The organism is Pantoea sp. 22096 (assembly GCF_052045955.1).
GTDB lineage: Bacteria > Pseudomonadota > Gammaproteobacteria > Enterobacterales > Enterobacteriaceae > Pantoea > Pantoea alfalfae.
On sequence record NZ_JBQEPW010000001.1, the window covers coordinates 367,576 to 380,239 of the forward strand.

Sequence of the window (12,664 nt, forward strand, 5' to 3'; positions counted from 1 at the left end):
ACATTAAGAAATAACTGTTTCGATCTATGAAACAGTTTTGGAAATTTAGTAGCATTTTCCTGGTGGATTATTGCCCGTTATATAACAACAATGGCCTGCCGGCTGAATTTTTAATCATTCAGTTCGCAGTGGCAAATAATAAAGGCACATAACAGAGGGTAATAAAATGAAACGTCGCGTTCTCTCCCTGGTGATCCCTGCATTGCTGGTTGCAGCAGGATCAGCAAACGCAGCTGAAATCTATAACAAAGACGGCAACAAATTAGACCTCTTCGGTAAAGTTGACGGTCTGCACTACTTCTCTGACAACGACAGCTCTGACGGCGACCAATCCTACGTGCGCTTCGGCTTCAAAGGCGAAACCGAAATCAGCGATCAACTGACCGGTTACGGTCAGTGGGAATATCAGGCTGCGCTGAACAACGCCGAGTCTGAAGGCACTGCTGATAGTTTCACGCGTGTCGGCTTTGCCGGGGTAAAATTTGGGGATGCGGGCTCGTTCGACTACGGTCGTAACTACGGCGTAGCTTACGATATCGGCGCATGGACCGACGTGCTGCCCGAGTTTGGTGGCGATACCTATGGCGCAGATAACTTTATGTATCAGCGTGGCAACGGCATGGCGACCTACCGCAATAATAACTTCTTTGGTCTGGTGGATGGCTGGAACTTCGCCGTGCAGTATCAGGGCAAGAATGGCAACAACACCGAATCTGCAAATGGCCGTGACGTACTGGGTCAGAATGGCGACGGCTGGGGTCTGAGCACCACGTATGATCTGGGTCAGGGCTTTGGCATTGGTGCCGCGGCTTTCCAGTCTGACCGTACCAACGATCAGAACAGCGCGACATCAGGTATTCTTGGTCGCGGCGATAAAGCGGAAGTGTACACGGGCGGTCTGAAATATGACGCAAACAATGTCTATCTGGCCGCGATGTACTCGCGTGCTTACAATGCGACCCGCTTTGGTGACAGCAGTGACGCCTCTTCAGCTTACGGCTATGCGGATAAAGCGGATAACTGGGAACTGGTTGCACAGTATCAGTTCGACTTCGGCCTGCGTCCATCCCTGGCCTATGTCACCTCACGCGGCACCGATGTTCAGAACTGGGGCAAACAGAATCTGAAAAAATATATCGATGTTGGCGCGACCTACTACTTCAACAAAAACATGTCTACCTATGTTGATTACCAGATCAACCTGCTGGACGACAACGCGTTCACCGACGCAGCCGGTATCAATACCGACGACGTGGTGGCACTGGGTCTGGTTTACCAGTTCTAAACGTTCTGAGTTGTCAGGGAGCGCAGTTACCGCTGCGCTCCTGCATCGCCTTCCGGGCTGAGCGCTTCAGCCTTTTGCCACTTCGTGGGTTCCGGTGCTGTCGTTACCGACGACACAACACTGCCGAATCGCGCACCTTCAAATGCGACACCTGCCAGCGTAAAGGCTGAAAAGCTCAGCCAGTGATGCCATGCCGACGGCCACTTCTGTGAATTTTTCATTCTGCACCTCTCAGAGATAAACACTGTTTCAACAGTGCAGAATTCATGCCAGCTTTACCGCTCTCACAGCCACAGACGGCGCGCCCGTTTTGATACACTTGCCGCACGCATCAGAGAGGCATTGCCCCAATCAGGTGCAGTCAGGCTTGTTAATGGCGCGGCCGTGAAGGTGTCATATGACGATGACGACGCTGTTCGACCACTTTATAACTTCCGTAAATAAACAGGCCCAGGGCCATAACGAGAATCGCATAAATCATCTGTAGCTCCTTACTTTGAAATAATGTTTATCGCCTGTCGGGAGGCGGGGTCAGGATAGATGACCAGTGAATGTTCTCGTGATTCAGAAAAATATTCAACGCTATTTAAGCTAATTTACCCGAAGTTTATGCTTTGTAGCAGAGACTAATAAAGTGTTACATGCGAGGAAGGATGCGTTCTCAGATTAATCTGCTGTTTATAGTGACGTTAGTACTGATGTTAGCAGCCTGCGATAAGCCAGCAGCAACAACCGCACTGGTACTGGAAGGAAAAACGATGGGAACCGTCTGGCGTGTGAGCCTGGCGGGTGTGGAGATCGAACGTAAAGCGGAGCTGCAGCAGCGCATCCAGCGGCAGCTGGATGCGGACGATGCTGAACTCTCAACCTGGAAAGCCGATTCCGTGTTATCACGCTTCAATCAGAGCCGGGATCTGTCACCGTGGGCAGTAAGTGAAAACATGGCGGATATTGTCACCACCTCACTGCGAATTGGCCGTAAAACCGGCGGGGCGATGGATATTACTGTCGGGCCACTGGTTAACTTATGGGGTTTTGGCCCGACCAGACAGCCAGCTCATACGCCGGATGCTGCACAGATCGCCACCGCCCGGGCGCAGACCGGGTTGCAGCATCTGCGGGTGGTGCAGGGTGCAGACGCGCAGTGGCTGCAGAAAGATCTGCCTGACCTTTATGTCGATCTCTCAACAGTGGGCGAGGGCTTCGCAACCGATCATCTGGCGCGCCTGATGGAGCAACTCGGCATCAACAACTATCTGGTGTTGGTCGGGGGCGCGGTGCTGAGTCGTGGTCTGAATGCGCAGCAGCAGCCGTGGCGCGTAGCGATTCAGAAACCGACCGATCGCGAAAATGCGGTTCAGGCGCGCGTTGATCTGCAGGGACACGGTATCAGCACATCCGGCAGCTATCGCAACTATTATGAACTGGATGGCAAGCGCATTTCTCATGTGATCGATCCCGTTACCGGACGGCCCATTGAGCATAAACTGGTTTCCGCCACGGTGATCGCCACTACGGCACTGGAAGCCGACGGCTGGGATACCGGATTGATGGTACTCGGTACCGAAAAAGCCAAAGCGCTGGCGATAAAAGAGCATCTGGCGGTCTATCTGATCAGTAAGCAGGGCGATAAATTTGTCAGCTGGATGTCGCCGCAGTTTGCTGCTTTCCTGATCCCCGAAAAATCCGGAGAACCCTGATGTTAGATCTTTTTAGTGAAGAGCACCCCTGGCAGGAGCCGCTGGCTGAAGGTGCCATGATCCTGCGGCGTCGCGCGCGCGAAGATGCAGAAGCGCTTTATCAACAGATCCTGACAATTGCGGAACAGAACCCGTTTGCCCATCGCATTACGCCCGGCGGTCATCGCATGTCGGTGGCGATGACCAATTGCGGCGATTTTGGCTGGTCGGTGGATTCACGTGGCTACAATTATCAGCAGCAGGACAACCTCAACGGACGTAAATGGCCACCAATGCCGCCGCTGTTTCGTACTCTGGCACAGCAGGCAGCATCAGAGGCAGGATTTGCTGATTTTAATCCGGATGCCTGCCTGCTTAATCGCTATGAACCGGGCGCGAAGCTGACACTGCATCAGGATAAAGATGAGAAAGATTTGCGCCAGCCTATCGTTTCGGTGTCGCTGGGCTTGCCTGCGGTTTTCCAGTTTGGCGGCTTCGAGCGTGGTGACACAACTCAGCGTGTGCTGCTGGAACACGGTGATATTGTGGTATGGGGCGGGCCGTCGCGCCTGCGCTACCACGGCATTCTGCCGCTGAAGCCAGGCGTTCATCCGCTGGCCGGTCCCTGGCGTTATAACCTGACGTTTCGCCGCGCCTTTTGACCCGTCACGCCGGTCACGGCGTGGTGAGAATAACTATTGCTATCATTTGGCATCCCATTACACTGCAGGCTATTTTTAGCTGATGGATTGCCTGCATGACGTTGTTAAGCGTTGTTTTTCGCCAGTTCCGCTGGCCTTTTATCGGGGTGATTGCGCTGACGTTGTTAAGCGCCGTGCTGGGTATCGGCATGATCGCCTTTATCAACCGCGAAATGATTGTCGCCATTAACACCTCTTTTGCGGTGTTGCCGCAGTTTCTGTTGCAGCTGGTGGTGCTGATGGCGGTGACGCTGGCCTCGCAGCTGGCGCTGACGATGCTCGGCCATCAGTTTGTCTGGCGACTGCGCGGCGAATTTATTAAGCGTATCCTCGATTCCCGGGTTGAACGCATCGAGCAACTTGGCAGCGCGCAGTTGCTGGCAGGACTGACCAGCGATGTGCGGGCGATTACGCTGGCCTTTGTGCGCCTGCCGGAGCTGTTTCAGGGCGTCATCATTACGCTTGGCTCGGCACTTTATCTCGCCTGGCTGTCCCCAAAAATGTTGCTGGTGACCAGTCTCTGGCTGGGTGTCACGCTGGTGGGCGGCTGGATGCTGGTTTCACGCGTCTACCAGCACATGGCAAAGCTGCGGGAAATCGAAGACAACCTTTATCGCGATTACCAGACGGTGATTGAAGGGCGCAAAGAGCTGCAGCTTAACCGCTCCCGTGCACAGCAGGTCTATGACACCGTGTATCAGGAGGATGCCCGTGCCTGGCGTCACCATATTGTACGCGCAGATACATACCATCTCAGTGCGGTTAACTGGTCGAATATCATGACGTTAGGCGCTATCGGCATGGTCTTTTTTATGGCCAACAGCCTGGGCTGGGCTAATACCGCCGTCGCCGCTACCTTTTCCCTGACGCTGCTGTTCTTACGCACGCCGCTGCTCTCGGCGGTGGGTGCGTTACCGACGTTGCTCAGTGCCCAGGTCGCATTCCGTAAGCTCAACGCCTTTGACCTCGCCCCCTATCAGCCCGGGTTTCACGCGCCATCTCCCGTCTCTGACTGGCAGACACTGGAGCTGCGCGACGTCTCTTTCCATTATGGTGATAACGGTTTTCAGGTCGGGCCGATTAACCTGACGTTGCGCCGGGGGGAACTGGTGTTCCTGATTGGCGGCAACGGCAGCGGTAAATCGACGCTGGCGATGTTGCTGACCGGGCTGTATCAGCCGCAGTCCGGCACGCTGCTGCTGGATGGTAAAGCGATCACGGCAGAGGAGCTGGATGTGTGGCGCAGTCAGTTTTCGGCGGTCTTCACCGACCTGCATCTGTTTGACCGGTTGATCGGGCGGGAAGGCGTGGCAGCCAATCCGGCGCTGGTGCAGCAGTGGCTGGAGCGGCTGAAGATGCAGGACAAACTGAAGATTGAAGGCAACAAAGTGCTGAACCTGCGGCTATCTAAAGGGCAGAGTAAACGACTGGCACTGCTGCTGGCGGTGGCGGAAGAGCGCGATGTGCTGTTACTGGATGAATGGGCGGCAGATCAGGATCCCCATTTTCGCCGCATCTTTTATCGTGAGCTGCTGCCGTGGTTGCAGCAGGCGGGTAAAACGGTGTTTGCCATCAGTCATGACGATCACTACTTCATTCATGCCGATCGGCTGCTGGAGATGCGCGAAGGTCAGTTAACGGAGCTGACCGGTAATGAGCGCGATCTCGCCACACTCGACTCGGTAAAGCGCACCGACACCGGACTTTGACGGCAACTGGCAAAACTTAGCAGAAAAGCGCACTGGCGTGCTGCGCGTCAGACAGGCTACTTTAGCAATCATCAGAAACGTCAGTTTCTGCCATCCTGAAACGTCTTCTTTCGTCTGTGTTTACCCCGGCTAAATACCCTTGTTTAGCCGGTTTTTTTAAAGCCGATGCGAGACCAGGGTGATCACCTGATTTTCCTGCCACATAAAGTCCGCTTCCAGTAACGTACCCCTCACAAAACGCTCGCCGAAGTGCTGAGTCAGGCGCAGCGTGGCACTTTGCTGCGCGAAATCTACGGACACCAGTGCCGCATCCAGAAAGTCCATCGGCTGATGCAGTTGTGGCCATAGTGCTTTATATACGCTCTCTTTGAGCGAGAAGAGCAGGGTAGCGGCCGCACTGAAGGAGACGGGCAGTGTCTGCAACAGCTGCTGTTCCTGCTCATTCATCAGCAGGCCGGCCGTTTCCTGCGCGGTGGTCTCCGACATGAGCTGCTCGACGTCGACCCCGATAGCGCAGGGCTGACGCGTAGCCGCCACCACGACGACACCACTACTGTGAGACAGTGAGGCCTGAATGCCAGCGGGCCAGCAGGGAGATCGGTCAGGCGCGTTAGTCAGAATGAAATCATCAATGCCCAGTTCTGCCATTACTGACCGGGCAAGTAATCGGCTGGCGAGATATTCCGCACGTCTTTTATTGACCGCCTGCTGCAGTCGGGCAGGCAGCGGAATACGCCATTCGACAGCCAGCGCGTCATGATATTTTTGTGGGTCAAAGTGACTCACCGCCAGCAAAGGATCGCTGTGGTTAAGATGACAGGAAAGGATAAAGCCGCCTGCAACAGGCGGCAGCGGCAGGTCGGGATAGCGCATGCGAAACCATCATCAGAACCTAAAAAGGCATTTAATCAGGCGCGATGGTTCTGGGCAAGCAGCCCGCCGCAATCAGTCGTTGGGAGGAATGGCAAAACTCTTGAGAGAAACAACGAAATGGTGGTGACCCCTGCTGATGCGTGCACCCCGGTTGCACCAGTGGCTCGCCAGACGAAAGAAATCGTCGCTGCCAATGTCATACGCCAGTTCCACTTTGCTAATGCCTGAATGAAGTAACGCTTCTGCATCTTTCAGGCTTTTCGCTTTGATCGCCATAAAAATTATCCGTCAATTTCTGGGAAGTTCAGGGTAGTTATTTTCTGTGACATTTTTGTTTCAGTTTGATGAAAAAGCGCAGCGGGCGACTACTTTTGTGAAGCGGGTCAGGCTTTTTTGCAAGCGATAACCTGATGATTTCATGAAGAATGCTAACCCCGTTCGGGATTAATCTGAATGTTAAGCCATGGGAAGTCGTGACAGAGAAAAGCCGCGTCAGACGCGGCCTCGTGGGTTACTTTTCGTCTGGCGGAGAAGGTTGCTTATCGCCAGACTCGGGTGCTTCTGTTGGATCGTCTTTTTCGATGAATGTCATGAACTCTCCTCTTGTTACCCACATGCTTTTAAGTATAGATCGGATTGCGGAAGGTGCGAGGAAAGTGAAGGTCTGATGACAGAAACGCAAAAAGCAGCCTTTTGGGCTGCTTTTTGGGGAATTTGGTCGGCACGAGAGGATTTGAACCTCCGACCCCGGACACCCCATGACCGTGCGCTACCAGGCTGCGCTACGTGCCGAACTCTGGAGGATTAGTCTACTGGTTATCACCATTAATGCAAGATACCTGCAAACTATTTGCCTGATAATTAATCAGTTAGCGATAAACCGCTTCTCCTCGGTGAGTACCTGCAACAGCAGCGCCAGTTCTGGCTTGTGATCTTTCAGCGCGTTGCCCTGCGCATCATAAGCGCGATAGCTGCCGTTGTTGTTGAGTACCAGCGTCACCTGCGGCGTGGTAATGACCAGTTTATTCTCTTCACTGCTGGCGACCCAGTCATGGCGACGACGCGCTGCAAACAGATCTTCACCCTGCGAGTAATTCACCGGATTGGTGCGCACATGCAGCAGGCGCTGCATCAGCGTCGCCATCACATCCTGATGATCAGAAAGGCGATCAACAGTCTGCGCGGGGGTATCAGGCCAGTGAATCACTAACGGCACCTGCAATGTCTGGCGGTTTCCGGCACTGTCAGGATTGCCGTCCAGCGCCAGACCACGCTGCGCGGTGATCACCACGACGGTGTTCTTCAGTAAATCACGCGCCTGCAGGCTGTTAAGTACCGCCTGAATCTGTTCATCAACAGCCGGAGCCTGACGCAGGTAGCTGCGCTGACGGGCTTTAGCACTGTCGCCGGTCACATCAGGGCCGTTCAGGGCAATCCATGAGAACCAGGGTGCCTGTGAACCGTTCTGTTTCTCCAGCCAGTTCTGCCATTGCGCCACCGTGCTGGCGTTGGGCTGACTGTTGGTCGCAGGCAGTGAATAATCGGTCAGTAGTGCCTGCCGGTAGAGCGGCGGATTAAAGCCTTCGGAGGAGAACAGGCCAAACTGATAACCCTGGGTACTCAATGCACCCAGCAGCGCAGACGGCGTCCGGGAGGCCAGAATTCCGTTCATATAGCTGGAGGAGATACCGTAGAACAGGCCAAATAAGCCTTTCTCCGGCGTATCACCCGCGCTGTAGTGCTGCGTGAAACGCACGTTTTCGCTGGCGAACTGATTGAGTTGCGGTAGCGCTTTGGCCAGCGTAGCGTTGTTCAGACCATCAACCGTCAGCACCAGCAGATTGTTACGCGTGCCGGCATCACGGAACGTAATATCGCTCAGCGGATACTCCACCGCCACCGCTTCCGGGTCGCCTTGCTGAATCAGCCGACGCTGATACTCCTGCGCATCGAGCAAGCCGTGACGTTCCAGGAAGCGGCGGGCGGTCATCGGATAGGAGAGAGGCAGATTGGCACGCTGCATGGTAATCGGGCGATAGAAGTTGGCATCAGCCCAGATATACATCAGGTGGCTGGCAAAGAAGGCGCTGATAAACAGGGCGGCGACAGGCTTGCCAAATGAACGGCGATTCAGGCTGCGTAGCTTTTGCCAGCTCCAGGTCGCAAACAGCATCTCGACCAGGAAAATCAGCGGCACGCTGATAAACATCAGCTGCCAGTCGCGCGCCATCTCGCTCTGATCGGGGTTAATGACCAGCTCCCACACCACCGGATTCAGGTGCAGGTGGAAACGGCTGAATACCGCACTGTCGACCATCACCAGCGTCAGCCCGGCGGTAGCGACCACCGCGGACAACACCCGCATCAGCCGTTGCGACATCACTACAAAGGTCAGCGGGAAGATAATCAGCAGATAGGCGGCAAACACGACAAAACTGAAATGACCAACCCAGCTGGTATAGGCGTAGATACGCCCCGCCAGTGAAGAAGGCCAGTCGGCGACCAACAGGTAGCGACTGCCTAAAATCAGCGCGAATAAGATATTAAACAGAGCAAACCAGTGCCCCCAACTGATCATCTGGGAGACTTTTTCGCGGTAGCGCTGCCGGTTGGTTACCATATTATGAAGTCAAATCAGCCAATTAATGGGCGTTGTCGTCGCGCACAGATGCCTGAAGGGCATCGGCGAAAGATCGTGCCAGTGAACGACGTTGCGCCGGAGCGACATCGCTGTTAATTAAGTTGGTCACCATATTTCCCAGTACCATCAGGGAGAGATCGGTGGGGGCTTTGTCCTTGTGCAGGATTTGGGCCATTTCCGCGAGGAGTTGTTCCACGCGTTCGTCACTGTAGCGTGATGATTGTGCCATATCGTCGTCTAAGCTCATTTCAAAAGGCGATATATTACCGGAAGAGCGCACTTTTTACCGCAATTTTATCGAAAGCACCGCGTTCGCTTTCAGCATGGAGTTGAAAGCCGATGCTGGCGGTGTTTGAATACGCGCCTGTGCTAAAAGGAGAGTCTACCATGAGTCTGGATATCGACCAGATTGCCCTGCATCAGTTAATTAAACGCGATGAAAACCAGCTTGAACTGGCGCTGCGCGATTCGCTGCTGCCTGCCACCAACACGGTCAACGCGATGGTGGAGGAGTTACACCGGGTTTATAGCGCAAAAAGCAAAGCCTATGGCCTGTTCAACACTGAGAGTGAACTGGCAGAAGCGCTGCGTAATTGCCGTAAGGGCAACGATGATTTTCTCGCTTTTAGCCGTGCCGCGACCGGTCGTCTGCGCGACGAGCTGGCAAAATATCCGTTTGCGGAAGGCGGCGTGGTGCTGTTTATTCACTATCGCTATCTGGCGGTGGAGTACCTGCTGATTGCGGTGCTGAACAGCCAGTCCAGCATGCGCGTCAATGAGCAGCTGGATATCAGCAGCACGCATTATCTCGATATTAATCATGCGGACATCGTGGCGCGTATCGACTTAACCGAATGGGAAACCAACCCGGAATCGACCCGTTACCTGACTTTCCTGCGCGGCCGCGTTGGTCGTAAGGTCGCTGACTTCTTTATGGACTTCCTCGGTGCCGAAGTGGGATTAGACACTAAGGCGCAGAACCGCGGTCTGTTGCAGGCGGTCGATGACTACTGCAATGAATCGGAACTGGATAAGCAGGAGCGGCAGAACTATCGCCAGCAGGTCTACAGCTACTGCAATGAGCAGTTACAGGCGGGCGAGGAGATTGCGCTGGAAGATCTGTCGAGCGAACTGCCTCCGCTGGGCGAAAAAACCTTCCAGGCCTTTACCCAGGAGCAGGGCTATGAGCTGGAAGAGAGTTTTCCTGCGGATCGCAGCACGCTGCGCCAGCTGACAAAGTTTGCCGGAAGCGGCGGGGGACTGACCCTGAATTTCGATGCGATGTTGCTGGGCGAACGCATTTTCTGGGATCCGGCCACGGACACCCTGACGATTAAGGGCACACCGCCTAATCTGCGCGATCAGCTTCAGCGCCGTACCAGCAGCAAATAAAAAAGCCGGGCTTAGCCCGGCTTTCATTTCCTGCCCGCAACGATAATCTTCACCTGGCAGCGACAAAATAAAAGGGCCGGTTTTTCAACCGGCCCTTCTACTTTTCAACATAATTCGCGATTAAGCGCGAACGAAGTCGATGTGGAACAGTTTTGGCTTGAACGGGTGACGCTGAACAGCCTGAACTTTCACTTTAGTTTCTTTGCCGTCAACTGACAGGGTCAGCACTTCGTCGTAGAAACCTGGCTTAGCTTGCAGGTTCATTACGGAGTCGTGATCCAGGTCGATGGCAACAGCCGCTTCAGAACCACCGTAGATGATGGCCGGGAAACGGTTTGCTGTACGCAGGCGGCGGCTCGCACCCTTACCCTGCTCTTTACGTTCTACTGCATTGATAGTGAGCATTAATATCTCTCTTTATTTAATCCTGCTACAGGCGACCCAGTAACAGGCAGGTTATTCAATCCCGCTGATGCACATGCAAAAGCGGGCGGCAGTATAGCCGTTATGCCGGGTGGTAGCAAACGATATACCCGCCCGCCGGGGTCCGGATTGCCTGTGTCGTCCATTAACGCAGCTCATTGGCGCGGCGATAACGACCCTGATAATCGAACATTTTCTCGCGGATTTGCCAGAACTGGCCTTTGGCGCGCGCCACGACAAAGTCAGGATGACGCAGCAATGGCTGCAACGCCAGCACGTCAGCGGCGGTCTGCCAGCCCAGCGGTACGCCGGGCGCGCGCTGATGCGGGCGCATAAAGAGCTGTTCAAACGCCTTACGCTGGGCGGGTGTCTGCAGACGAAACCGTTCGCTGACGCTGGTACCTTCCTCATCAAAATAGGTTGCCTTCAGCCATTCACCTTTGGCGTCGCGGCCCTGTTCCAGCGTCATGCCGCCACAGCGCAGCACCAGCGCATCCTTCAGTTTCAGGGCAGCTTTAAGCATATCGTCCGGGTCGACCAGAATTTTGTCGCACTGATGACAGCGCCGGGCGGCAATATCATTCTCTGCGCCGCAGTCGGGGCAACTTTTAAAGCGGAAGCGGAAATCACACTGTTCGCGCTCACCCTCATCATCTTCCAGCACGCCCTGACAGCGTCGGCCAAAATGCTCAATCACCATGCCATCAGCGGTCGCCTTGCCCCAGAAGGTATTGGCGAAACCGCAGGCGGGACAGAAAACCTGAACCGGCTGATTGTCGCTGGCCCCTTTAGGCGCGCCGACTTCGGGCGTAAAGAGGTCATGCGGATTACCGGCGTAATCGAGGATCAGACAGTCGGTTTTACCGGGCGAGAGCCGCAGCCCGCGGCCGACGATCTGCTGATAGAGGCTGACCGACTCTGTCGGGCGCAGGATCGCAATCAGATCCACGTGCGGGGCATCAAACCCGGTGGTCAGCACCGCCACGTTCACCAGGAATTTCAGCTGCTGCGCTTTAAACGCCAGAATCAGGGCATCACGCTCTCGGGGGGGCGTCTCAGCGGAGACCAGCGCGCTGTTTTCAGGCAGCAGCTGCAGAATTTCACGCGCATGTTCCACCGTTGAGGCGAAAATCATCACCCCTAGCCGATCTTCGGCGAACGCCACAATCTGACGGATGATATGGGGCGTCACGCGCTGCTGCTGTTTCAGTTCGCGATTCAGATCGGCTTCGCTGAACAGGCCATTAGACTGTGCTGTCAGGCGGCTGAAATCATACTGCACTACTGGCATATCCAGCCGCTCCGGCGGCACCAGAAACTGATGCTTGATCATATAGCGCAGCGGCAGTTCATAGATACAGTCGCGGAACAGCGACTTTTCGTCGCCACGCACCATGCCGTGATAGTGGAACTGATAAATCCAGCCTTTACCCAGACGGAAGGGCGTGGCGGTCAGGCCGAGTAAACGGAGCTGAGGATTGTGCTGACGCAGATGATTGAAGATCTGCTGATACTGGCTCTCTTTGTCATCGCCGATGCGGTGACACTCGTCGACGATCACCAGCGAGAAGGCGCTGTCGAACAGGTCGAGGTTGCGCGCCACCGACTGTACGCTGCCAAACACCACTTTGCGCTGGCTCTCTTTGCGCTGCAGTCCGGCGGCAAAGATATCCGCCTCCAGCCCGTAGGCCTGATATTTACTGTGGTTCTGCGCCACCAGCTCTTTGACGTGCGCCAGCACCAGCACCCGGCCACGCGCCAGCCGTGCCAGCTCGGCAATCACCAGACTTTTTCCGGCACCGGTTGGCAGCACAATGACGGCAGGCTCCTGATGGCGACGGAAATGCGCCACGGTGGCATTCACCGCATCCTGTTGATAGGGACGTAAGGTAAAAGACATGTTGCTCACTTTTATAAAACTGGTGGTAATTATGCCATGAAAGGGCGGTAAACGCGCTGTC

At 54.9% G+C, this 12,664-nt stretch carries 12 protein-coding genes and 1 tRNA gene; 5 read left to right on the forward strand and 8 right to left on the reverse strand.

The window, feature by feature from the left end:
- The first annotated feature begins 166 nt into the window (after positions 1–166).
- A complete protein-coding gene (ompC, locus tag ACTJKZ_RS01610) occupies positions 167–1,285 on the forward strand; it encodes a porin OmpC (RefSeq protein WP_161732173.1) in 1,119 nt (372 codons plus the stop codon).
- A gap of 26 nt (positions 1,286–1,311) precedes the next feature.
- On the opposite strand, the gene ACTJKZ_RS01615 is transcribed toward ompC, so the two are convergent.
- On the reverse strand, positions 1,312–1,506 hold the full coding sequence (locus tag ACTJKZ_RS01615) for a hypothetical protein (RefSeq protein WP_150010500.1): 195 nt from the start codon (positions 1,504–1,506) through the stop codon (positions 1,312–1,314).
- Positions 1,507–1,938: 432 nt separating this feature from the next.
- Here ACTJKZ_RS01615 and apbE point away from each other — a divergent pair, with 432 nt between their 5' ends.
- The 3 genes from apbE to ACTJKZ_RS01630 all read left to right on the forward strand — a co-directional run bounded on the left by apbE (position 1,939) and on the right by ACTJKZ_RS01630 (position 5,374).
- Positions 1,939–2,985: an FAD:protein FMN transferase ApbE gene (gene apbE, locus ACTJKZ_RS01620; RefSeq protein ID WP_440829132.1), complete on the forward strand. Its 1,047-nt coding sequence runs from the start codon at positions 1,939–1,941 to the stop codon at positions 2,983–2,985.
- On the forward strand, positions 2,985–3,626 hold the full coding sequence (alkB, locus tag ACTJKZ_RS01625; protein WP_222925202.1) for a DNA oxidative demethylase AlkB: 642 nt from the start codon (positions 2,985–2,987) through the stop codon (positions 3,624–3,626). The genes apbE and alkB overlap by 1 nt, the downstream gene beginning before the upstream one ends.
- 95 nt (positions 3,627–3,721) lie before the next feature.
- Positions 3,722–5,374, forward strand: coding sequence for a multidrug ABC transporter permease/ATP-binding protein (locus ACTJKZ_RS01630; RefSeq protein WP_161732176.1), 1,653 nt, complete (start codon positions 3,722–3,724; stop codon positions 5,372–5,374).
- A 156-nt stretch (positions 5,375–5,530) separates the two neighbouring features.
- On the opposite strand, the gene ACTJKZ_RS01635 is transcribed toward ACTJKZ_RS01630, so the two are convergent.
- The 5 genes from ACTJKZ_RS01635 to ACTJKZ_RS01655 all read right to left on the reverse strand — a co-directional run bounded on the left by ACTJKZ_RS01635 (position 5,531) and on the right by ACTJKZ_RS01655 (position 9,117).
- Positions 5,531–6,247 carry a 4'-phosphopantetheinyl transferase family protein gene (locus tag ACTJKZ_RS01635; protein ID WP_253419372.1) on the reverse strand — a complete coding sequence of 239 codons (717 nt, stop codon included), beginning with the start codon at positions 6,245–6,247 and terminating at the stop codon, positions 5,531–5,533.
- A 72-nt stretch (positions 6,248–6,319) separates the two neighbouring features.
- Complete coding sequence (locus tag ACTJKZ_RS01640; RefSeq protein ID WP_161732178.1) at positions 6,320–6,523, reverse strand: hypothetical protein; 204 nt, start codon at positions 6,521–6,523, stop codon at positions 6,320–6,322.
- Positions 6,524–6,962: 439 nt separating this feature from the next.
- Positions 6,963–7,039, reverse strand: a tRNA-Pro gene (locus ACTJKZ_RS01645).
- Positions 7,040–7,112: 73 nt separating this feature from the next.
- Entirely contained in the window at positions 7,113–8,867 is a 1,755-nt protein-coding gene (yejM, locus tag ACTJKZ_RS01650; protein WP_161732179.1) for an LPS biosynthesis-modulating metalloenzyme YejM, read from the reverse strand.
- A 22-nt stretch (positions 8,868–8,889) separates the two neighbouring features.
- The gene (locus ACTJKZ_RS01655) at positions 8,890–9,117 is read right to left on the reverse strand and encodes a YejL family protein (protein WP_010248348.1); all 228 of its coding nucleotides are present in this window, start codon (positions 9,115–9,117) and stop codon (positions 8,890–8,892) included.
- A 158-nt stretch (positions 9,118–9,275) separates the two neighbouring features.
- On the opposite strand from ACTJKZ_RS01655, the gene yejK reads away from it, so the two are divergent.
- Entirely contained in the window at positions 9,276–10,280 is a 1,005-nt protein-coding gene (yejK, locus tag ACTJKZ_RS01660; protein ID WP_161732180.1) for a nucleoid-associated protein YejK, read from the forward strand.
- Between the two features lie 120 nt (positions 10,281–10,400).
- Here the strand turns inward: yejK and rplY are convergent, their stop codons facing one another.
- The gene (gene rplY, locus ACTJKZ_RS01665; protein ID WP_013358540.1) at positions 10,401–10,685 is read right to left on the reverse strand and encodes a 50S ribosomal protein L25; all 285 of its coding nucleotides are present in this window, start codon (positions 10,683–10,685) and stop codon (positions 10,401–10,403) included.
- Between the two features lie 163 nt (positions 10,686–10,848).
- A complete protein-coding gene (locus ACTJKZ_RS01670; protein ID WP_253419366.1) occupies positions 10,849–12,603 on the reverse strand; it encodes a DEAD/DEAH box helicase in 1,755 nt (584 codons plus the stop codon).
- Between the last annotated feature and the right edge of the window lie 61 nt (positions 12,604–12,664).